This window comes from Hymenobacter sp. GOD-10R (assembly GCF_035609205.1).
Taxonomy (GTDB): Bacteria; Bacteroidota; Bacteroidia; order Cytophagales; family Hymenobacteraceae; genus Hymenobacter.
On sequence record NZ_CP141184.1, the window covers coordinates 3,649,892 to 3,669,822 of the forward strand.

The 19,931-nt window shown below is 53.5% G+C and carries 18 protein-coding genes; 2 read left to right on the plus strand and 16 right to left on the minus strand.

The window, feature by feature from the left end; genetic code table 11:
* Positions 1 to 99: 99 nt before the first annotated feature.
* On the minus strand, positions 100 to 654 hold the full coding sequence (locus SD425_RS14520; protein ID WP_324670661.1) for an NUDIX hydrolase: 555 nt from the start codon (positions 652 to 654) through the stop codon (positions 100 to 102).
* Positions 655 to 1,116: 462 nt separating this feature from the next.
* On the opposite strand from SD425_RS14520, the gene SD425_RS14525 reads away from it, so the two are divergent.
* On the plus strand, positions 1,117 to 1,794 hold the full coding sequence (locus SD425_RS14525) for a carboxypeptidase-like regulatory domain-containing protein (protein WP_324670662.1): 678 nt from the start codon (positions 1,117 to 1,119) through the stop codon (positions 1,792 to 1,794).
* Between the two features lie 140 nt (positions 1,795 to 1,934).
* On the opposite strand, the gene SD425_RS14530 is transcribed toward SD425_RS14525, so the two are convergent.
* From SD425_RS14530 to SD425_RS14575, 10 genes are all read right to left on the minus strand, one after another.
* A complete protein-coding gene (locus SD425_RS14530) occupies positions 1,935 to 2,963 on the minus strand; it encodes an LLM class flavin-dependent oxidoreductase (protein ID WP_324670663.1) in 1,029 nt (342 codons plus the stop codon).
* 38 nt (positions 2,964 to 3,001) lie between these two features.
* Complete coding sequence (locus SD425_RS14535; protein ID WP_324670664.1) at positions 3,002 to 3,814, minus strand: TIGR04290 family methyltransferase; 813 nt, start codon at positions 3,812 to 3,814, stop codon at positions 3,002 to 3,004.
* A gap of 60 nt (positions 3,815 to 3,874) precedes the next feature.
* Positions 3,875 to 4,939: a CgeB family protein gene (locus tag SD425_RS14540; protein WP_324670665.1), complete on the minus strand. Its 1,065-nt coding sequence runs from the start codon at positions 4,937 to 4,939 to the stop codon at positions 3,875 to 3,877.
* Positions 4,940 to 5,021: 82 nt separating this feature from the next.
* Positions 5,022 to 6,149: a CgeB family protein gene (locus SD425_RS14545; RefSeq protein WP_324670666.1), complete on the minus strand. Its 1,128-nt coding sequence runs from the start codon at positions 6,147 to 6,149 to the stop codon at positions 5,022 to 5,024.
* On the minus strand, positions 6,146 to 7,276 hold the full coding sequence (locus SD425_RS14550) for a CgeB family protein (RefSeq protein ID WP_324670667.1): 1,131 nt from the start codon (positions 7,274 to 7,276) through the stop codon (positions 6,146 to 6,148). The genes SD425_RS14545 and SD425_RS14550 overlap by 4 nt, the downstream gene beginning before the upstream one ends.
* 25 nt (positions 7,277 to 7,301) lie before the next feature.
* Positions 7,302 to 8,426, minus strand: coding sequence for a glycosyltransferase family 4 protein (locus SD425_RS14555; protein ID WP_324670668.1), 1,125 nt, complete (start codon positions 8,424 to 8,426; stop codon positions 7,302 to 7,304).
* Between the two features lie 31 nt (positions 8,427 to 8,457).
* A complete protein-coding gene (locus SD425_RS14560; protein WP_324670669.1) occupies positions 8,458 to 9,507 on the minus strand; it encodes a Gfo/Idh/MocA family oxidoreductase in 1,050 nt (349 codons plus the stop codon).
* Positions 9,507 to 10,517 (minus strand): MDR/zinc-dependent alcohol dehydrogenase-like family protein, encoded by a 1,011-nt coding sequence (locus SD425_RS14565; RefSeq protein WP_324670670.1) that lies wholly within the window; start codon positions 10,515 to 10,517, stop codon positions 9,507 to 9,509. The genes SD425_RS14560 and SD425_RS14565 overlap by 1 nt, the downstream gene beginning before the upstream one ends.
* Positions 10,517 to 12,562: an SDR family NAD(P)-dependent oxidoreductase gene (locus SD425_RS14570; RefSeq protein ID WP_324670671.1), complete on the minus strand. Its 2,046-nt coding sequence runs from the start codon at positions 12,560 to 12,562 to the stop codon at positions 10,517 to 10,519. The genes SD425_RS14565 and SD425_RS14570 overlap by 1 nt, the downstream gene beginning before the upstream one ends.
* 39 nt (positions 12,563 to 12,601) lie before the next feature.
* Positions 12,602 to 13,720 carry an NAD-dependent epimerase/dehydratase family protein gene (locus SD425_RS14575; protein ID WP_324670672.1) on the minus strand — a complete coding sequence of 373 codons (1,119 nt, stop codon included), beginning with the start codon at positions 13,718 to 13,720 and terminating at the stop codon, positions 12,602 to 12,604.
* Positions 13,721 to 14,361: 641 nt separating this feature from the next.
* On the opposite strand from SD425_RS14575, the gene SD425_RS14580 reads away from it, so the two are divergent.
* Positions 14,362 to 14,790, plus strand: a complete 429-nt coding sequence (locus SD425_RS14580) for a hypothetical protein (RefSeq protein ID WP_324670673.1) — start codon at positions 14,362 to 14,364, stop codon at positions 14,788 to 14,790.
* Positions 14,791 to 14,937: 147 nt separating this feature from the next.
* Here SD425_RS14580 and rplT read toward each other — a convergent pair whose 3' ends face one another.
* From rplT to SD425_RS14605, 5 genes are all read right to left on the minus strand, one after another.
* Complete coding sequence (rplT, locus tag SD425_RS14585) at positions 14,938 to 15,282, minus strand: 50S ribosomal protein L20 (RefSeq protein ID WP_086593417.1); 345 nt, start codon at positions 15,280 to 15,282, stop codon at positions 14,938 to 14,940.
* Between the two features lie 134 nt (positions 15,283 to 15,416).
* Entirely contained in the window at positions 15,417 to 15,611 is a 195-nt protein-coding gene (gene rpmI, locus SD425_RS14590; protein ID WP_324670674.1) for a 50S ribosomal protein L35, read from the minus strand.
* 66 nt (positions 15,612 to 15,677) lie between these two features.
* Positions 15,678 to 16,292: a translation initiation factor IF-3 gene (infC, locus tag SD425_RS14595; RefSeq protein ID WP_324679545.1), complete on the minus strand. Its 615-nt coding sequence runs from the start codon at positions 16,290 to 16,292 to the stop codon at positions 15,678 to 15,680.
* 333 nt (positions 16,293 to 16,625) lie between these two features.
* Complete coding sequence (thrS, locus tag SD425_RS14600; RefSeq protein WP_324670675.1) at positions 16,626 to 18,578, minus strand: threonine--tRNA ligase; 1,953 nt, start codon at positions 18,576 to 18,578, stop codon at positions 16,626 to 16,628.
* A gap of 180 nt (positions 18,579 to 18,758) precedes the next feature.
* Positions 18,759 to 19,772, minus strand: coding sequence for a tetratricopeptide repeat protein (locus SD425_RS14605; protein ID WP_324670676.1), 1,014 nt, complete (start codon positions 19,770 to 19,772; stop codon positions 18,759 to 18,761).
* Positions 19,773 to 19,931: the final 159 nt, after the last annotated feature.

The following is a 19,931-nucleotide window of genomic DNA, read 5'->3' on the forward strand; positions in this document are numbered from 1 at the left end:
GAGCAACAGATAAGCTCAACCGCACAAAAAGCCCTGGCAGCACAACTACGGTCGTGCTGCCAGGGCTTTTTACAGATCCTCTTTGTAACTGCTAGCTACCTAGGCCTGCAGTTTACGCAGCGCAAGCAGGCATAGCGCCACCGACCCAGAAACACGAATTTGTCCACCGAGCACCATCCCTTCTATCTCGGCCAGCGGTACGCGTAGCACTTCAATGTTCTCCGTTTCATCGAGGTCCTGACTGGCAACTTGCCGGGCATTGCGGGCCAGAAAAAAGTAGATCCGGTTGGTGTCTTTCGTAGGATTATCCATGACCTCCAGCAGCAGTTCTATCGACTCGGGCGCGTAGCCAGTTTCTTCCAGCAACTCGCGTTTAGCTGCCTCCGAGGGCACGTCTTCGCCTTCATCAATAACGCCACCGGGCAATTCAATCAGAATCTCGCTAGCCGCGTGCTTGTATTGGCGTACGAGCAACACATGGTGGTCATCCGTCACGGCAAAGATCAAGACTACATTTTGCCGCACACTAACGAAGTAGTCGTCGAGTATTTGGCCTGTGGGTAGTTCCACATGGTCGCGCCGTAGCGTGTACCACTTATGATCAAAAACAATATCTGATTTCAGCGTCTTCCAACGCGCTATGTCATTTGACATGGGAAGATGAGTAGTTGGTAATAGCGCTAAGATATAGGTGAGCAAATACAAACCTTATATGCAAGAGCAATTCACGTTCATCTTAGAAATTGATTTTATAACTTTTATTATATATTAATTAACTTTAATGATAATGCATATTAGTGCAAAATGGCCATAGAATATTATTTTCTCTATTATAAGGTTTATACAAAATCCGGGCAGGTAAATATGTTCGTACATCCTTTCTCAAACAGAGAACAACAGTTCTATTTTAGGAAAATAAACATGCGATTTTCTCTATTTAATCCGCATTACAGACTTACTCACCTAGAATAGCCGGTAGTTGGTCGAATTGACAGTTAAGAATATAGATCAATCAAGTATCTTTGAATCATAATAATAAAACAAACACTTTTCCTTAACCTACTCACATAGGTTTACCCCCCTTTCCTCCGCACTACTTATTTGCACTTTCTCAAAATGAAACTCAAAGCCTCCCCCTTCCACGCAACTACCGGTCAACTTCTCCCTGCTTACCGCGACGCTTATTTGCGCGGGGACCTCTCCAGCAAAAACACCGAGTTAGTTGACGCTTACATCAAAGCCAACAGCCAGCAAGCCGATGCTACGTTGCGTCGCTTCCATGAACTGAACAGCAAAGGACACGATGTAAAAGCAGTCGGCTGGGTACAACGTCAATTTGATCTGATCCGCACCGAACCCCAGCGTTTCCGCCAGCGTGCTGCAGCCATGGTAGTAGGTACTGCTCTAGTAGGTAGCGCTGTGTTTGCTGGCTCTAGCCGCCCTACCACTGAAGCCGCATCTCCCGTTGCCGCACCAATGTCGGCTGCTGAAACCGAAGCTTCTGCCAAGTTGCTGCGTGTGGCCACCGTACGGGGCCGTATCCTCGACGAAGAAGGCAAGCCACTGGTTGGCGCAACAGTCCTGCAGAAAGGCAGCTTCTACGGCGTGAGCACCGACTCGAAGGGCGAATACCTACTACGCGTACCTGCCAATCAGCCTGTTACTCTGCAATACGGCTACGGTGGCTACGCCGATGAAGAAGTAAAAGTAAAAGGTGGCACCACCGAGAACATGACCCTAGTACCTCGCGAAAAAGAAGCCAAGACGAAAAAGCACCGTTGGTTCATCTTCTAAGCACATGCACTGGCTGCATCAACTATTCACACACCATAGCTAAGCAGGCATAAAGCAGAAGCAGGCGCTGATATCCTCAGCGCCTGCTTCTGCTTTATGCCTAGCTGCAACTATACCGACTACCACAGTGCGCCGTTGAATTAGCCCCGCAGCAAGGGCGCAACCCGCGTACCGAGTAAGTCAATAGCTTCTAACAACTTGGTATGTGGCAGGGTGGCAACATCCATTTGAAAAGTAACCCGTGTAATTCCTCCCAGCGCCTCACTGTGGCGCTGGATTTTGGCCGCTACTTCTTCCGGGTTGCCCACCAGCAGTGCGCCGAGCGGCCCTGCTTGCGCGTCAAACTGTCCTCGCGTCACGGGTAGTCCGCCGCGCTCCTTTGCCCGGCTAGTGAACGTGTGCGCGTAACCGGGGAAGAACTCATCCTTGGCTTGCTGCGTGGTTTCGGCCACGTACCCGAGCGAGTGCAAGCCCACTGGCAACTGATCCGGCGTATAGCCAGCACGCCGGCCCGCTTCCCGGTAGAGGTCAACTAGCGGCCGAAAGCGATGCGTATCGCCACCAATGATAGCCACCATCAACGGCAAACCTAGCATACCGGCTCGCGCGAAAGACTGCGGCGTGCCTCCTACTCCTAACCAAATGGGTAGCGACTGTTGCATGGGCCGCGGGTAGATTCCCTCTCCATGCAGGGCAGGCCGGAACTTGCCTTTCCACTGCACCTGCTCCTGCCCCCGAATCGTTAGCAATAGGTCAAGCTTTTCGGTGAACAGGGCATCATAATCGTCGAGGTCGAAACCAAAGAGCGGAAAGGCTTCGATGGAAGAACCGCGTCCTACAACCATCTCGGCCCGCCCCCGCGAGATAAGATCAAGCGTAGCAAATTGCTGAAACACTCGTACTGGGTCGGCGGCGCTGAGCACGGTTACGGCGCTAGTCAGCCGAATACGCTCAGTGCGGGCGGCCGCAGCGGCGAGGATGACTGCCGTAGCTGAGTCTAAGTATTCCGGCCGGTGATGCTCACCAACTCCAAAAACATCGAGCCCTACTTGATCGGCACGCTCAATGCGCTCCAACAGCTGAGCTATAGCTTCTGCGCCGCTAAGGGTAGTACCAGTTCCGTTATCCAGCAAGGTTGCGGCGGCGAAGCTATCAATTCCAACTTCCATAAGACTTCATTTTTTGAGTTATCCCGCCCCGCTAGCTCCTACCGGCTCAAATATCGGTTCTTATTCTTTAGCTTTTGCTGCACGGCCGTTTGCCAGTCGAGCCCCAGGGCAGACAGGTATTCCGACTCGTTCCACTGCTGAGCCTGACGCAATGCTTCATCTACCTCGCAGATATACATCTCGTGGCCGGGGCGTTGGGTTACGCGCAACCCGCAGGAGCGCAGCATGGCTTCGATGCAAGCGTGGTTCGGCGCCCACCAGTTCGTTGGGTCGCCAGCCATCCGCTTTTCAATAAAGGCCATTTTGGGCCAGTGCGGCTCCTGCATCTGCTCCCGTTCATCAATACCGAAGTCGAAAGGCGTCTCTTGGGTGTCTTCGCCAGGCATGGTTAAGGTCTGAAAAACCATCATCCGGCGCGTTCTCTGCGACAGAATATCGAGCGACAGCAGCGGGTACCGCAAGTGATACAGCACACCCATGTACCAGATCAGGTCGAACTGCTGGTCGAGACGCGCCACGTCGTAGACTTGCATCTGTTGCAACGTAATGCGGTCTTCCAAACCTAGCTGGCGAGCTGCCCATTCGGCTTGTCGCAAGTAGTGCGGGTCTACGTCGATGCCGAGTACGTTGGCGCCACGTTTGGCTAGCTCCAAAGAATAGAAGCCAGCATTGCAGCCCACGTCCAGCACGTTCCAGCCGGTGAGGTCAGCGGGAATGCTATTTTCCAGATCCCGCCATTTAAAGGAAGGGAAATCACCTAGGGCGTGGTTAGGAGCGGTCTGCACGCCGCCGGGCAGGTGCAGGTTGTGAAACCAAGGACCTAGCTGTTGTATCTCTTCTTGAATGTTCATAGTATCAGTATTTGACTATCAGCAAGTTTATGCTGGCCGTCTATGCTATACGAAAGACCTTTATACGGTCATCAAAGCGCGGGCGTACTGCGTTAGTTCTTGTGCTCGGTGTGCAGCTGTGTGCTGGGCTAGCACCTTTTGCCGGGCCCGTTCGCCAATGGCTTGCCGCTCGGTTTCGCTCATCTCGCGTAGGTAGCGCAAGGTGTCGGCCGCCGAGTAAGCGACAAGAATTTCGCTATCAAACGCAAACAGTGAATCCAGCCCATCCCAGTAATCGGAGATAATGGGCGTGCCACAGGCGGCGGCTTCAAACAAGCGCACGCTGGGCGAGTAGCCGGCCCGGATCATGTCGGCGCGCGTGATGTTTTGGGTGAAGCGCTGGGCGTTGTAGAACGCCCGATGGTCGGCCGGGGGCAGGTGGCTAATGTATTCGGTATTGGTGGGCCACTGCACCGAGGCGGGGTACTGCGGCCCGGCCACCACGAAGCCCCCTTCGGGCCATTGCCGGGCAGCGTCGAGCATGAGCTTTTCGAGGGGCGGCTGACGGTCGTCGGAATACGTACCGAGGTAACCTAGGTCCCACTTGGTTTGCTGTGGCTCGGGGAAGTACAGCGCGGGGTCGAAGGAGCAGTAAAGGGCGCGCGCCATGGGCGAGCCATACTTTTGCTCCAGCACGTCGAGCGTGGGGCCACCGGTGAACGACAGGTACAGGTCGTATTGCGGGATGAGGCTTGGGTGTAGGTACTCAAAGTCGCCGCGCTCTAGCTTGGCTAGGGTCACGGGCGTATCGATGTCGTAGAACGCTTTGATGCCCTGCGCCGTTTGCGCGACCCACTCGCCCACCGGCACGCCCTCTGGCACGTACGAACCAACGATGACCATATCAGCTTCGCGTACCGGTTCGGTGAACCTAGCTTTCAGATCGTCGAGCGAGGCGTACAGTTCCGTTTGGCAGTAATCAGGATTAGGTAGGTCGCGGTGGCTGGCATACCACGGCACGTCGCGCTCCAGAAACAAAACACGGTGGCCGCTACGAGTCAACTCTCGCACTAAGCCCCGAAAAGTAGTCGCGTGCCCATTGCCCCAGCTGGAGGTAATCGACAAGCCTAAGATTACAATATTCATCTTTGGAAAGGACCTAAAAGCTAGGAATCAGCTGCTTGCCATGAAACGTACTGATCACAATAAGCTTTTGATTTCTAAGGAACTACTTTTCAGTTGCTGAAGCACCACTTAAAGCTAAACTCTGCTGGTTAACCTTGGTATAGAGCAGCTGCTCTAGCTGTTCAGCGCGATGATTATACGTGTGCGCCGACAGCACTTTTTGGTAAGCAGCTTGGCCAATAGCCTTGGCTTGGTCGTCCGTTAGGTCAGCTAGGATAGAAGCCACTTCTGCCCCACTCTTAGCCACCAATATTTCCTGTTCAGGTTCAAAGAAAAAGTCGATGCCTTCCCAGTAATCGGTGATGATGCAGGCGCCAGCACCAGCTGCTTCGAACACTCGCGTAGCCGGCGAAAAACCGTAGCGGGCCATGCTTTCGCGGCTGATGTTGAGCACGGCCTTGGGCGTGCAATTGAAGGCGTTATGGTCGTTCGTATACACGTGGCCGATGTAGGTCACGTTGGGTGCCATGGACTTATCACCCCAGCCGCTCCCGCCGATGATAAAGCGCTTGTCAGGTGTCGCAGCGGCAGGGTTTAGGAAGAACTCTTCCACCCGGGCTTCCCGGTCGGGCAGCCGGTTGCCGAGGAAAGCTAGGTCGCAAGCAAAGCGCGGCTCGGGTGCTACAGGGTGGTGCGTGGTGGTATCGAGGGCATTGTAAATAGGCACGCACTTCTGCGCACCTAGGGCTTCGTAGGCCTGAATAACTGGGTCGCCGCCGCCGTAGGTCAAAATGAGGTCGTACTGCGGGATGAGCGACAGGAAAGGATCTTGCGCGTTATGATGCACCCGGTCGAGGGTGGCCGGCGCGTCGACGTCCCAGAAAATAACCAGGCGCTCATCGGTTTTGAGTTTCAGCACTTCACGCTCCAACAACTCATCGAACACGCCTACGCCGCTGGCTTTTACTACGAGGTCGGCGGCTTCGGCTTGGGCTAGGCAGCGGTGCGCGGCTTCTTCGGTGGCCTCGTACACCACTACTTTGGCGTACTCCGGATCGGGAATGTCGCGGTTTTGCTGCCGGTCGTAAGCGTCCGGCTCGTAGAAGGTAACTTGGTGGCCGCGCTCATGCAAAGCGCGAATAACGCCCCGGTAGTACGTAGCGGCTCCATTCCAGTAAGCTGACACCAGGCTAGAGCCAAAGAAAGCAATATTCAGTTTGCGGGGGTTCATACGACAGCGGGGGTTTGGAGGAAAACTTTAGCTTGGTCGATACCTAGCTCCAGACAGATCTTTTCTAGCTCGTTCACGCGGTGTGCGCACGTATGACGGCTCAGGATGGTCTGCAAGCCGTGTTGCGCCAATGCAGAAGCTTTGGCATAGTCAGAAAGCAAGCTTTGCAGCTGTTCTTTCATCTCAGCGCCAGAACGAACCACTAAGAAATCTTCGCCGGGCGTGAACAGGTGTTCGGCATCGTCCCAGGGGGAGGTAATCAGCGGAATGCCGCACGCCAGGGCCTCGAAGGGCCGGATGGTCGGGATGCCCGGCAGCGCTTCCACGTAGGGGCGGCGAGGCACGTGCACGGTTACTTTGTACTTGGCAAACTCTTCGGGGGCCTTATAGTTGGGTAACCAACCGCCGTACTCGATACCCGCATCGGCCAAGGACTTGAGGGCGTGCTCGGGGTAGCGGACCCCGTAGATCTTCGCTTTCAGACCTAGCTCCTTCACGGGGTTGATCAGAAACTCGTGCAGCTCGGCGGTGCGCTCTTCGTCGCCCCAATTGCCGACCCACACCAGGTCGCCGGCGTAGTCGCCCTGGCGCTCGTGGGGGTAGAATACGCTCGTGTCGGCGGCTTCGTGCCAAGTCCAGGCGCGTTTCGTCCAACCTTCGCGCAAGTACAGCTCCCGAATCACGTTGCCGAAAGCTAGCACACCATCGTAGTGCGAAAGGTCGTACTTGGCCATGCTTTCGCGCTCCGTTACGGCGCGGTGGTGCGTGTCGTGGAAGAGCAGCTGGTAGTTGTGGGTGGTGCGGTGCTCCCCTATTCGGCGCACTAGCTCATGGTCGCTCCACTCGTGCACGAGCACCAGGTCGGCATCTTTCAGCACGGCATCTAGGTCGAGCGTATCGAGCGTGTAGAAGTTGGTGCTGATGGTGGGGTAATACTGCTTGAGCTCGTCGAGCTTTTCTTCACCGTAGCCCTCAATCAGGTTTTGTAAGCTCCAGCCACCCTGCGGTTCGTACACCTGCACCTGGTGACCATGCTTTTGCAGCTCGTGCACGATGCCACGCAGAAAGTGAGCGTTGCCGTGGTTCCAGTCAGAAAGAATGGAGTGGTAGAATAGGGTTATGTTCATGGGGAAAGAAGTAGTATTTTGGTTTTCACTGAACGTTACCTTGCTTGCTTATTGAAGAAGCTAGGTCGGATTCGGTGAAGCTAGGTGAGGCCTCGCCAGCTAGCAGTTGCTGATAAAGGCTGTGATAAGACTGCGTCATCTGTGCAGCCGTGTAACGTTGGGCACGATGCATCGCCAAACTTGCTAGGTGCTTGCGATAGGCTTCATCTTCAATGAGGTGCCGCAACACCGCTTGTAGCTCCTGCGCATCTTGCGGGTCAGCGTAAACGGCCGCCTCCCCCCACACTTCCGTTAAGGTAGTGATCCGACCAGCCACCAACGCGCAGCCCGACAAAGCTGCTTCCAGCAGCGTCAAACCGAAGGGTTCGTACTTGGCCGGCATGACGTAGATGGCAGCACGACCTAGCCATTCAGCAGCTTCTGTAGCGGAAAGCTTACCGAGGAAATGCACGTTTGGGAGCGGGAGCGTTTCACCTGTCGTAGGGTGCGTAGCGTCGCCGGCGATGTACACGGGCCAGGGCAAGTTGGCCGCAATGTTCGCTAGCAAGGAAATATTTTTGGCTTCATCCCACACCCGTCCCATACTCAGGATGAACGGCTCCTTGGTGCCTGTGCAGAAGTGCTGTGGGTCGCAGCCATTATAGATAACCGACGACTCTCGAAACGGTCCATATAAGGCTTCTGCCTCGGAGAGCAACGCTTTGGTAGGTGCCACCACCCAATCAACTGCACGCAAACCGCGGCTAATCCACTCCCGGTACGTGTCCCAGCTTGCTGGCGCATCCTCACCTAGCACCGCTCGCCACCACGACAGCACACACGAATGCACCACGGCTAGCACTGGCTTCTGCCAAGCTAGGTTGCCGTGGGCCATGGCATTGAGATGAATAAGGTCGGGGTTCACCTCGGCAGCTAGGTCGAGCAGCCACTGGCCAGCGCGAGCCACGTCATCCCACGGATTGTCCATCCATTCAAGCGCGTAGGTGCTTTCATAGAGGGTCAGGTTGTCGATGGCGGCCACTTGCCGGTGCTGAGCTTCGCTCAGCGGAGCGCCCATTGTGGCGAGAGTGACGTGCGTGCCATAGGGGGCCAGGCCTTTAATCAGCGCCAAAGCGTACGTCCATACGCCGCCAACAGTGTCGGCGGTCATAAGGATGCTTCGGGGCAAGGCAGCATTCATGCTAGGCCCGCCCGTAGATCTTGTCCAACACTTCCGCTACGCGCACAAACTCTTCTGCCTCTTGGCTGTACGTTTCGCCGTTGGCGAGCCGCTCCGCCCACACGGCACCCGCTCGCCCCGACCATTCATCGGGTGGTGAGCTGAGGCGTTCGGTACGGGTGCTATAGTAACGATCTGCCGCGAAGTCGTAAAAGGAGCCGTTGAGGTTACGGAACGCTACGCCGCCTTGCGTACCGTAGAAGGTGGCGCCAATGATGGCTTCTTGGCCAGCCGGCAAATTCCAGGAGCAAGTCAGCTGCACATGCGCGCCGCTAGCCAGCGCGATGCTGGCTATTGCGTAATCCTCAACTTGTTCAGCCGAATTCGTTAGCGGCTGACCTTTGGAGAACAACGCGCTATTCACATGTTGTACCTGCGGGAAACCCAAGGACCACAATGCTAGGTCGACCAGGTGTACCCCTAGGTCAACGACACAGCCGCCGCCCGAAAACTTAGGGTCGTAAAACCAAGGCTTATCTGGCCCATAGGCGTTGTGAAATACCAGCTCCACCGCGTACACCGTGCCTAGCTCGCCCGATTGCACCACGCGGTATACCTCCTGCATGGCCCGGATATGGCGGTACGAAAGATCCACTCCAATCAGCTTATTAGCGGTGCGGGCCGCTTCCACCACTTCGCGCGTTTCGGCCGCGTTGCGCCCTAGGGGCTTCTGACAAAAAACAGATTTACCAGCCTGTAGCGCTTGTATGCTTTGCTCGGCGTGTAGCGCACTCGGCGTTGCTATCACGACGCCAGCTAGGTCTGGCTGCGCTAAGATGGCTTCCAACGACTCTACGGCTATTGCGCCTGGAGCACTTTGGAGCGCAGCTTCTGTGTTCTCGGGCACCGGATCGGCAACGTAGGCTACATCAGCCAGCCCTTGCGTAGCAATGGCTTCCAAACGGCTACGACCAATCCAGCCTACGCCCAGAAAACCTAGCTTCGGCTTATTGGAGGAAGCAGTAGTCGTAAAGTCGAGCTGCGTTTGGTTAGAGGGAGAGTCAGCTGCCATTAGAACGTAATAAGCGCTTTCATAAAACCATCTGGTCGACTCGTCAGGTCGTCGAAAGCTTGTTTGAGGTCATTGAGCGGATAGGAGTGCGTGTATAGAAGGCTAGGTTTCAGCACCCCTTGTGTCACGGCTTCTACCGCATCCCGAATCCCCTTTATATACTCCTGGGCATCACGCTCGTGGGCGTTGATAACGTCGAGGCCGCGCCAGTTCCAGAGCTGGATATTCACCTGCCGCATGCCATCTTGGTGGAAACCGGCAATGATGAGGCGTCCGCGCTCAGCCGTAAGTTCGCCGGCAAGGTTCAGCGGCCACTCTTTGCCCGTACACTCGATAACTCGTTCGCAAAACTTGCTATCGGTGAGCGTCTTCACTTTCTCGATGATCTGATAATGATCATCCATCTTCACCACTTCATCAGCACCGCATTGCTTAGCGATGTCGAGCGAATACTCGCGCTGCGAAACGGCGATGACCCGCGCCCCAGCGTGCTTCGCGAGTTGCACGAGCAATGCCCCCAAAAAGCCAATACCTAGGATAGCCACCGTTTGGCCGGCCTCGACATTGCTCCGCCGGAAGATGTTCATGGCACAGCCTAGCGGCTCACCGGGAAAAGGCTGATTAGCTAGCTCTTTGGGCAGCTTCACCACTTTATCGGCGTCGGCTATGTCGTACTCGGCGTAGGCATGGTAGGAAAGCGCCGCTACCCGGTCGCCAATAGCTAGGTCAGTTACGCCTTCGCCAACGGCGTCAATCACGCCCCAACCTTCGTGCCCAGGATTACCAGCTTCAATGGGGTACGAAAACCACTCACGGCCTTCCCACACCGGAATGTTGGAGGCGCACAAGCCGCAGCCTTCCAGGCGCAAACGCACCTGCCCAGCTTGCGGCACAGGCAATGTGTTTTCTTCTATTTCAACGTGTTGCGGCGCCGTAATCACGGCCGCCCGACTTATAACTGGTTCTATTTCAGCTTCCTTGTTCTGCGTCGCAGCGGGGGTACTTTGCATTAGGCTATGGCTACTTTCTTGGTCGTTTCTTTCTTCTCAGTGGGCAGCAATCTAGGTGCTGCCATACCGCGGCTTTCGCACAGCCATGTGTAGAGCTTGGCAACGCCTAGCTGCACATTGTGCCGCGGATACCAGCCAGTGGCTTGTCGGAATTTGCGGATGTCCGATACGTAATAGTGCTGGTCGCCGGTGCGCCAATCGCCGAAGGAGAGCGGGATCTTCTCGCCCTTATAGTCACTAATAGTGTCTAGCAACTCCAGCAGGCTGACCGTATTGGTCACGCCTCCGCCAATGTTGAAGGCCTGCCCTGACAACTGCGGCATGTACTGCTGGGCTAGCAAGAAGGCATCTACTAAATCTTCAACAAAGAGGATGTCGCGCACTTGCTTACCATCCCCATAGATGTTGATGGGCTTGTCTTCAATAGCGCGGATCGCAAAGTGTGCGACCCAGCCCTGATCTTCGTTGCCGTATTGATGCGGCCCGTAGATACAGCTCATACGAAACACAACTGCGGGCACCCCATACGACCTAGCATAGTCAATAACATATTGATCAGCTGTGCCTTTTGAGCACCCATACGGACTATGGAAGTCCAGTGAACGTTGCTCGCTGATACCGTTGGCTTTGATGTGCTTATCCGTAGGATAGTAGCGCGAACCATTCGGGACGAAATGCAAATCTTCGAGGCCTCCATACACCTTATTTGTGGAGGTGAATACCAGCGGCGGCGGATTATCCTGCGCCCGAATAGCTTCCAGCACGTTGATGATACCGCGCGCATTAATCTCGAAGTCATTGATTGGCAGGTCCAGTGAAGTCGTGACGGCCACTTGCGCGGCAAAATGGAATACGGCCTCAGCCTTGCGCATCACGCGTTTCACGGTCTGCAGGTCGCGGATATCACCGACATACACTTGCAGCTGGTCACCGTACGTGTCGTGCAGCCACTTCAGGTTACGCTCCACCCCTTCTCGCACGAGGCTATCGAACACGAGCACCCGCTTACCGCTTTCCAGCAACCGCTTAGCTAGGTTGGTGCCCACAAAGCCAGCACCACCCGTAATTAACGTATATGGTTCATCATTAGCAGGAGTATCTTGCTTGATGTAGCTCAGGTCATTTAGACCAGCTAGGCCATGCTGCGCCCAAAGTCGATATAGCAGCTTAGCGGTACCATCTGTGCGCTTCAGGCCAAAATGATACGTGCGTTCATCCTTGCTTACAGTACCCGTGGTGCCCGGAGCTAGGTCATGGGCACTGTACCAGTATACCCGGTTCACGTTGGCCTCAAGCACATTTTGGAACTCCTGCAGCTGCCTGTACTCGTCGTAGTTCCACGTTGAGAAGCCAGCAGCAGTAATCCACACCTCTGCCGAGCAGTTGTGTTGATCCAGTACTTGCCGCACGAGTGCTACGTTTTCCTCCCAGCCCTCCCATTGCTGATCATATACATCCGGGAAGCCATGCACTCCGATGGCATCAATGTACTGCATCACACCCCGCTCAAACAGCAGGTGTAGCCAAGTTGGATCAATGGGGTTCATGCCACCGAGCACGGTTTTCTTACCACGCTGCTTGGCCCAGTAAGCGGCACCGCCCACCATTTCGGCGAACTTAAACCAGCCATAATCCAGGGTGTAGTCGTATTCGGCTCGGTTGTTCGGCTCGTTCCACAACTCAACCCAGTCAAAGTATTCGCCTAGCTCTGTGATGAAGACATCCAAAAAATCAGCGTACAGCTTAGGCTGCACAGGAGGAGCCGACGTTTTGGGGCGCACGCCCAGAGCAGGTGGTGTTTGCGAAAAGTAGGGAAGTAAGTGCACTTCCCTGGCTATTGTTGGCAACAGCCAGTGGTACCACTCGCGGCCACCTTCCGCGTAGAAATCAGCCCAAGACACACCAGTGCGCAACTCCGTTACGCCGAGTTCCTTCAGATCATTTAGCACTTGCGTAACACGCTCGTACTCTCCCGGCCGAAACCATTCTATAATGCCAATACTAGGACGAGTCTGCTTTTGCTCTGTGGTTACAGAATTATTCATGTTCTTATCCTTCAATATGTTAGAAGAAGCCTGCTTACCTTAAACCGTCAGGCCACGAGCTGCTAGCTCGGCGCTGGCCTCGTTCACACGGTCATAAGCAATTTGCCCTTCCAGCCAGGAGGCTAGCTCTTCCAAGCCGCTATTGAACTCTACCTGCGGATAAAAACTAAGTTTTTCCTTCGCCAAAGAGATGTCGGCGTAGCAGTGGCGAATGTCACCCACGCGGTACTTGCCCGTGATTTGCGGCAGCAGTTCAGCTTTGTCGAGCACTTTAGCCAGCCGCTCCGATATTTCGCTGATGGTGTAGTTGTTGCCACTCCCTACGTTGAATACTTGCCCATTCGCCTCCTCTTTCTCCAAAGCGAGACGGCAAGCCAAGGCCACATCCCGAACGTGCACAAAATCGCGCTGCTGCTGCCCGTCCTCAAAAATCATGGGCGCATTCCCATTGAGCAAACGTGAGGCAAAAATGGCTAGTACCCCCGTATAGGGGTTTGAAAGCGCCTGACGGGTGCCGTACACGTTGAAAAAGCGCATCGCCACGGTCGGGATATTGTAAGCGCGACCCACCATCAGGCTCATGCGCTCTTGGTCGTACTTCGACAGCGCATACACCGATGATAGGCAGGGTAATTTGGTTTCGTTGGTCGGGATCGGCTGCAAGGGTTGTCCTTGAGCATCTAAGAGTTCCCAATTACCTTCTTTCAACTGCTCTAAAGGACGCTCAGAGGCCATTACCTGCTCACCTGACGCGCTTTTATAAAGTCCTTCGCCGTAGATGCTCATGCTGCTGGCTACCACCAGCTTTTTCACTGGCTTCTTAATCAGAGCTTCCAGCAACACGGCTGTTCCAACGTTGTTGACCTCAGTGTACTCTTTGATTTCGTACATGCTTTGGCCTACCCCAACCATTGCGGCGAAGTGAAAAACAGCATCTACACCGTCTAATGCCCGCTTTACAGCATCAGGGTCGCGGACGTCCCCTACCAGCAGCTCTACGTCTTCATGCAAGTAATCTGGGCGCACGCAATCTTTCCCGTGTACTTGCTCCGACAGATTATCTAAGGCTCTTACCGTGTATCCGTGGCTTAGCAGTTCATCTGCTAAGTGTGATCCAATGAAGCCAGCGCCACCAGTTATCAGGACTTTCTGTTTCATACGTGTTTGGTTGGTTGTGTGAAGGTTGGTGTACTTGCAGGGCTAGTACTTATAAGCAGTAGAGTGATCTACAAGTAGCTCTTAGCCCCTTGCGTGAGACGTTCAGGCGCGAAGTCTCGGAGGACTAGGTCGTGCTAATAAGTGAACAGGTGTTAGCCTGCTCGAAGAAGATGCGCCACAGATAGTATAGAAGAGCCTGTAGGAGCTGTTCGATGAACAATTGAGAAGATGCTTGATGCTCGAGCCACAAGGTTGAGCGGTGGCCTGCTTCTTTGCACGGTTACCTGCATTAAATGCTGCTCGTTGTTTACTTGCTGAACGCTGTACCAACACTCCTCAAAATAGTTCCCTATCTTATTTAATGAATAAAACGCAACTAGACAATTAGGGTTGTAGAAGAAGCTTCCCGCAAAGAATATGGCAGCTAAAAACGCCCAATGGACGAGCTTAACCAAGCTCAACAGTAGCAAATGTGCTCTTAGTTAAACTTGTTGATTCCTTGTCGCTTCTACATGCAACCTCGTAATAATACTAATTGACCTCGAACTTTTAAGGAAAATTTAATTTTGTTACAGAATCGATTGAAACTAGCAGCTAGTCACGCAAGGTATTTGCAGACTGGTTGCTTCTAATCCATTATAATGGCGACTTCCCACGCACGACCTCCCAAGGCCCCACACTTTGCCAATGCAGTGGGAGATATTTACTACTCTACACAAGGCCACATACATTTGCAATGGAGCGCAGACCGTATCCAGCTCACTGACTTACAAGCGTTCTATGAGCAGGCTCTTCTATTACTAGATAATACAGACTCCCGTAAGATCTTATCTGAACATGGTCAACGGCAGCCTTTATCGGCGGCGGCTCAGCATTGGATCACCCGCGAATGGCTCCCGCGCGCTATGAAGCAAGTACGCGCAGAATATTGCGCCATCGTTGACGGCAGCAATCCAATGCACAGACTATCGACGCAAACAGTAATTACAGACGCCCCCTCTGACTTTATCTTCAAGCGTTTTGACACTGTTAGCGAAGCAGAAGCTTGGCTAGGCAGCTTGCCCCGCTAATAGATAATGATAGCAACAGTTATTGCTCGTAACCCGATTTAGTGTGCTGATTATAAGAACTGAATGCTTTTCCTTTCGCGATAGGGCATAAAAAAACCGCTTAGCAGAATCTGCTAAGCGGTTTTTATTTCAGCTTACGCTGAGAACTTATTTGATTTTTTCCACAATACCGCGGAAAGCCTCGGGATGGTTGAGTGCCAGATCAGCTAGTACTTTGCGGTTCAGATCGATACCTGCTTTTTTCAGGCCGCCCATGAACTGAGAGTAAGATAATCCATGCTCGCGAGCCCCAGCGTTGATACGCTGAATCCAAAGAGCACGGAACTCGCGCTTCTTGGTTTTACGGTCGCGATAGGCATAGAGTAGGCCTTTCTCAACGGCGTTCTTAGCAACGGTCCAAACATTCTTGCGACGGCCGAAATAGCCCTTCGCCAACTTCATTACTTTCTTGCGACGGTGGCGTGAGGCCACGTGATTGACGCTTCTTGGCATAACCTACTTTTTTTGGCGACCGGTGACAATCTTGTCTTGTAGACCGGGCGCCTGGTTTAAAAAATTAAATGGCTGAACTATGGGTCGCTAGGTGGTTAGCGCCTGCTAGGAGCTTCCTACCTACCGTCTGCCATTTAGATGTTCAACATATCCTTTACGCGGTTCATGTCGGCCGAGCTAACCAACGTAGCATGCGTCAAAGCGCGCTTCTGCTTGGTCGTCTTTTTCGTTAGGATGTGGCTTTTGAAGGCGTGCTTCCGCTTCACCTTGCCCGAGCCGGTGAGCGTAAAACGCTTCTTAGCACCGGATTTCGTCTTTACTTTTGGCATTGTGGTATATATTGAGAAAAAGAAATGCTGTTGGAGTAAGCCCGCAAAAGAAATCAGTTGATACTTTTACTGAGCTTCCTTCGGAGCCGGAACTCCTTCTTTGGGCGTTGCAGGCTTTGGCTTCGGAGTAGCAATTGCAACTTTGGGTGCCAAGTACAAGAACATGCGTTTGCCTTCTAGCTTCGGAAGTTGCTCTACTTTGGCTAGCTCTTCAAGAGCCTGCGCAAACTTAAGCAGCAGGATTTCACCGCGTTCTTTGAACACGATTGAACGACCTACAAAGTGCACGTAAGCTTTGATCTTAGCGCCTTCTTTGAGGAATTCTTGCGCATGCTTAAGCTTGAAGGCAAAGTCGTGCTCATCGGTATTAGGACCGAAACGAATTTCTTTCACTACCACTTTCGTGGCTTTGGCCTTCATTTCGCGGGTGCGCTTCTTCTGCTCGTACTTGAATTTCGAGTAGTCGATGATGCGGCACACCGGCGGTACGGCAGTGGGCGAAATTTCTACTAGATCAAGGTTTTGCTCCTGAGCCATGCGGCGGGCCTGGTCAACAGAATAAATGCCTTGTTCGACATTTTCACCTACTAGGCGTACTTCACGAGCCGTAATCTTCTGGTTGATTTTAAACGGCTCCTCCACCTGAGTACGGGGAACGTAGCGACGATTCGGGGTTGCTATGGGTTGGGTCTCCTTATGAAAGGTGAGGAAATAAATTAACTTTTGCGGCTGAGGTTACTAGCAGTACTAGTTTCCTAATCAGCGGGCAAATATCCGGCTTTTTTTGGAATCTAAAAAAGCCACTATATAAAATTGTCTTCCAACCTGATGTTATATGTTCGCCTTCAGACGCAATACGTTAGCAGACAAGGACAACTTTACAGCAAACAATTATTCTTTTAGTAGTTAAACCTACCGTTTGCTTCCAAATACAAACGGCAGGCCTACCATTTTGTTAGATTTTATTCGAAAATGCTTCTAAATTCTTTCAGCAGTTATTCAACTTTATTTCGATCAGGCAACAACTTTTCCCTCCATCATATCGGCAACTTGGCCTTGGAAGCTGCGCACAAAGGCATCGACTGGCATACTGCCTACGTCACCTTCGCCGTGCTTGCGCACTGAAACGATACCATTCTCCTGCTCTTTCTCTCCTACAATGAGCATGTAAGGGACTTTGGCAATTTCCGCATCGCGAATTTTGCGCCCTATTTTCTCGTCGCGGTTGTCGATGGAACCACGCAGTTCAGCAGCTTGAAGACGCTCAAAAACTTGCTGAGCGTAGTCTTGATACTTTTCCGAAATCGGTAGAATGGCAAATTGCTCGGGCGAAAGCCACAACGGGAAGTTGCCGGCGCAGTGCTCGATAAGCACGGCCACGAAACGCTCCAACGAACCAAACGGCGCGCGGTGAATCATGACAGGACGCTGTCGGGAGTTGTCGGGCGCCACGTATTCTAATTCGAAACGCTCGGGCAGATTGTAATCTACCTGAATGGTACCGAGCTGCCACTTGCGGCCTAGCGCATCGCGCACCATGAAGTCGAGCTTAGGGCCGTAGAAAGCAGCTTCACCGAGTTCGGTTACCGTGTTGAGCCCTTTTTCGGTGGCAGCTTCTTGAATAGCAGCTTCAGCGCGGGCCCAGTTTTCGTCAGAACCAATGTACTTGGCCTTATTTTCCGGGTCGCGGAGAGAAATCTGAGCCGTGAAATCGGGGAAATCTAACGCCTTGAGCACATACAGCACAATGTCGATTACCTTCAGGAACTCCTCCTTTACCTGATCGGGGCGGCAGAAAATGTGGGCATCGTCTTGCGTAAAGCCGCGCACCCGGGTCAGGCCGTGCAGCTCACCGCTTTGCTCATAGCGATACACCGTTCCGAACTCCGCCAAACGCAACGGTAAGTCACGGTACGAACGGGGCTTGGTCTTGTATATTTCGCAGTGGTGTGGGCAGTTCATGGGCTTAAGCATGAATTCCTCCCCCGGGTTTGGCGTCTTGATAGGCTGGAACGAATCGGCGCCGTACTTCTCGTAGTGGCCGCTGGTTACGTATAGCTCCTTCGAGCCAATGTTGGGTGTCACGACGGGCAGGTAACCGGCTTTCACCTGGGCGCGGCGCAGAAACTGCTCTAGCCGCTCGCGGAGAGCGGTGCCTTTGGGTAGCCACAGCGGCAGCCCTGCTCCTACTTTCTCCGAAAAGGCAAACAGCTCCAGTTCTTTACCTAGCTTGCGGTGGTCGCGGCGCTTGGCTTCTTCCAGCTTTTCTAGATACTCCGTTAGCTCTTTTGCCTTGGGGAAGGTAATGCCGTAGATACGGGTCAGTTGCTTATTCTTCTCGTCGCCGCGCCAGTAAGCCCCGGCTACGTTCATGAGCTTCACCGCCTTGATAGGGCTAGTATCAGGCAAATGCGGCCCGCGGCAAAGGTCGGTAAAGTCACCTTGCGTGTAAAAGGTAATCTGACCGTCTTCTAAGTTTTGAAGTAGGTCGAGCTTATAAGGGTCTCCTTTTTCTTCAAAGTAGGCAATGGCCTCAGCTTTTGGCACTTCACGGCGTATATACTGGCTCTTTTTCTTGACCAGCTCGACCATCTTTTGCTCAATTTTCGGAAAATCGTCCGTTGAAATCGCACGGCCTTCTCCTAGGTCAATGTCGTAATAGAAGCCATTTTCGATGGATGGACCAATACCTAGCTTCACGCCAGGATACAAGGCCTCCAATGCTTCGGCTAATAAGTGAGCGGAAGAATGCCAGAAAGTGGCCTTACCAGACGGATCGTTCCAGGTTAGGATTTCTACCTTGGCATTCTCAGTGATGGGGCGAGCCAAGTCACGAACTTCGCCGTTCACACGCACACTTAGAGCGTTGCGGGCCAGACCTTCGCTGATGCTGGCGGCCACATCATAGCCCGACACTCCGGCCTCAAATTGGCGCACGGAGCCGTCGGGAAGCGTAATATCAATCATATTGAGAGGGAGCTAAAAAACAGCACGTGCCCGCAAGTTAGCAGCTTGAACCAAATTATGAGGAAGCAAGCTGCTCATCGGGTTTGGGTATTTACTTTACTACTGCCCCAACAGGACAAAGGGGCGTCGAAATTCCCTGCCTACAATAATACCCTGACTTATGGCAATCAACAGCAACATTTACTCTTCTGGCGGGGCAGGTTCATCGGTATTTTGCGCTGTGGCCGATAGGGTATCGTTCTGCTGCCGGCGCACCTTATCTCTTACTTTCCACACTTTATAAGTCCAATGTCGGTTACCAGGGTTCTCGGCCACCAGGAGGCGGTATTGGGCTAGGGCTTCAGCTTGCTGACCGAGGCTTTCATAGCTCTCTGCTAGCATCTGACGAGCATCTAGCAGGCGAGGTGCACGGCGCAATGCACGACGCAGGTGCGGCAGCACAGCTGCGTACTGGTGCCGTTGGTAGGCTGCTAGTGCCAACCGATAGTCGGCGCGGTACAAAGTGGTATCTAGTTGCACGGCCCGACTGTAGCAACGCTGAGCACTATCAAGATGACTTTGCAATTCGAACTGCCTGCCGTAATCGTACCACAGCGGCGCATAGGCAGGCGTGACCCGCAGGCCACGCTGCGAGTACGTCATTGCCTGAAGAGGCTGGTGGTTGGCATTATATAGAAAAGCTAGCTGGTGTAGAATCTCAGGCTGCCGTGGCTCACGCGCCAAGCTGGCACGCAGGTAATCAAGCGCCTGCACGGTATCGGCTACCGCGGCATAGGCTAGTCCTTTGTAGAAAAGGGCTGCTGCGTGTTCGGGCTCTTGGCGGAGCACGCGGTCGAGTTGGTCGAGGGCAGCTTCATAGTGGCGCAATGCCAAGTTCGCCTCTCCTACCAGCAAGTTTAATTCCGGAGACGAGTAACCCTGTTGTGCGGCGGCCTCTGCCGCCTCAAGCGTTGCAGTTAACCGATTCTGTCCGCGTAGAATGCGGGCTTTAGTGAAGTAAAATTCGCCTTCATCCTCATTTAAATCAATGGCGCGGTTAATATCTTCGAGCGCGGGGCTAAACTGGCCGGCCGCAAGCCGGAAGCTCGCCCGCCGAGCGTAAAGTGCTGCATTTTGAGGCTGGCGCGCAATAGCACCCTCCAATTCTTGCGCTTGCAGTTGAGGCCCGCTTTGCACGGTAGCTAAGTTGACCATTCTATCAGGGCGCTCCGTGGACGCGCGCTCACATGCCGTAGTCATGACAGCACTTACCAAAAGCACCCGCAGAATAGAACGTGGAGAAACCACCATGCCGTGTTGAAGCCTACTGAAGTTTCAGCAAAGATAACCTTTGCGGAAGTGTTTGCCAGTCGT

Excerpts from the sequence above, each read along its gene's own strand:
- SD425_RS14520 (WP_324670661.1), bottom strand. The coding sequence starts at position 654 with ATGTCAAATGACATAGCGCGTTGGAAGACGCTGAAATCAGATATTGTT.
- SD425_RS14525 (WP_324670662.1), top strand. The coding sequence starts at position 1,117 with ATGAAACTCAAAGCCTCCCCCTTCCACGCAACTACCGGTCAACTTCTC.
- SD425_RS14530 (WP_324670663.1), bottom strand. The coding sequence starts at position 2,963 with ATGGAAGTTGGAATTGATAGCTTCGCCGCCGCAACCTTGCTGGATAAC.
- SD425_RS14535 (WP_324670664.1), bottom strand. The coding sequence starts at position 3,814 with ATGAACATTCAAGAAGAGATACAACAGCTAGGTCCTTGGTTTCACAAC.
- SD425_RS14540 (WP_324670665.1), bottom strand. The coding sequence starts at position 4,939 with ATGAATATTGTAATCTTAGGCTTGTCGATTACCTCCAGCTGGGGCAAT.
- SD425_RS14545 (WP_324670666.1), bottom strand. The coding sequence starts at position 6,149 with ATGAACCCCCGCAAACTGAATATTGCTTTCTTTGGCTCTAGCCTGGTG.
- SD425_RS14550 (WP_324670667.1), bottom strand. The coding sequence starts at position 7,276 with ATGAACATAACCCTATTCTACCACTCCATTCTTTCTGACTGGAACCAC.
- SD425_RS14555 (WP_324670668.1), bottom strand. The coding sequence starts at position 8,426 with ATGACCGCCGACACTGTTGGCGGCGTATGGACGTACGCTTTGGCGCTG.
- SD425_RS14560 (WP_324670669.1), bottom strand. The coding sequence starts at position 9,507 with ATGGCAGCTGACTCTCCCTCTAACCAAACGCAGCTCGACTTTACGACT.
- SD425_RS14565 (WP_324670670.1), bottom strand. The coding sequence starts at position 10,517 with ATGCAAAGTACCCCCGCTGCGACGCAGAACAAGGAAGCTGAAATAGAA.
- SD425_RS14570 (WP_324670671.1), bottom strand. The coding sequence starts at position 12,562 with ATGAATAATTCTGTAACCACAGAGCAAAAGCAGACTCGTCCTAGTATT.
- SD425_RS14575 (WP_324670672.1), bottom strand. The coding sequence starts at position 13,720 with ATGAAACAGAAAGTCCTGATAACTGGTGGCGCTGGCTTCATTGGATCA.
- SD425_RS14580 (WP_324670673.1), top strand. The coding sequence starts at position 14,362 with ATGGCGACTTCCCACGCACGACCTCCCAAGGCCCCACACTTTGCCAAT.
- rplT (WP_086593417.1), bottom strand. The coding sequence starts at position 15,282 with ATGCCAAGAAGCGTCAATCACGTGGCCTCACGCCACCGTCGCAAGAAA.
- rpmI (WP_324670674.1), bottom strand. The coding sequence starts at position 15,611 with ATGCCAAAAGTAAAGACGAAATCCGGTGCTAAGAAGCGTTTTACGCTC.
- thrS (WP_324670675.1), bottom strand. The coding sequence starts at position 18,578 with ATGATTGATATTACGCTTCCCGACGGCTCCGTGCGCCAATTTGAGGCC.
- SD425_RS14605 (WP_324670676.1), bottom strand. The coding sequence starts at position 19,772 with ATGGTCAACTTAGCTACCGTGCAAAGCGGGCCTCAACTGCAAGCGCAA.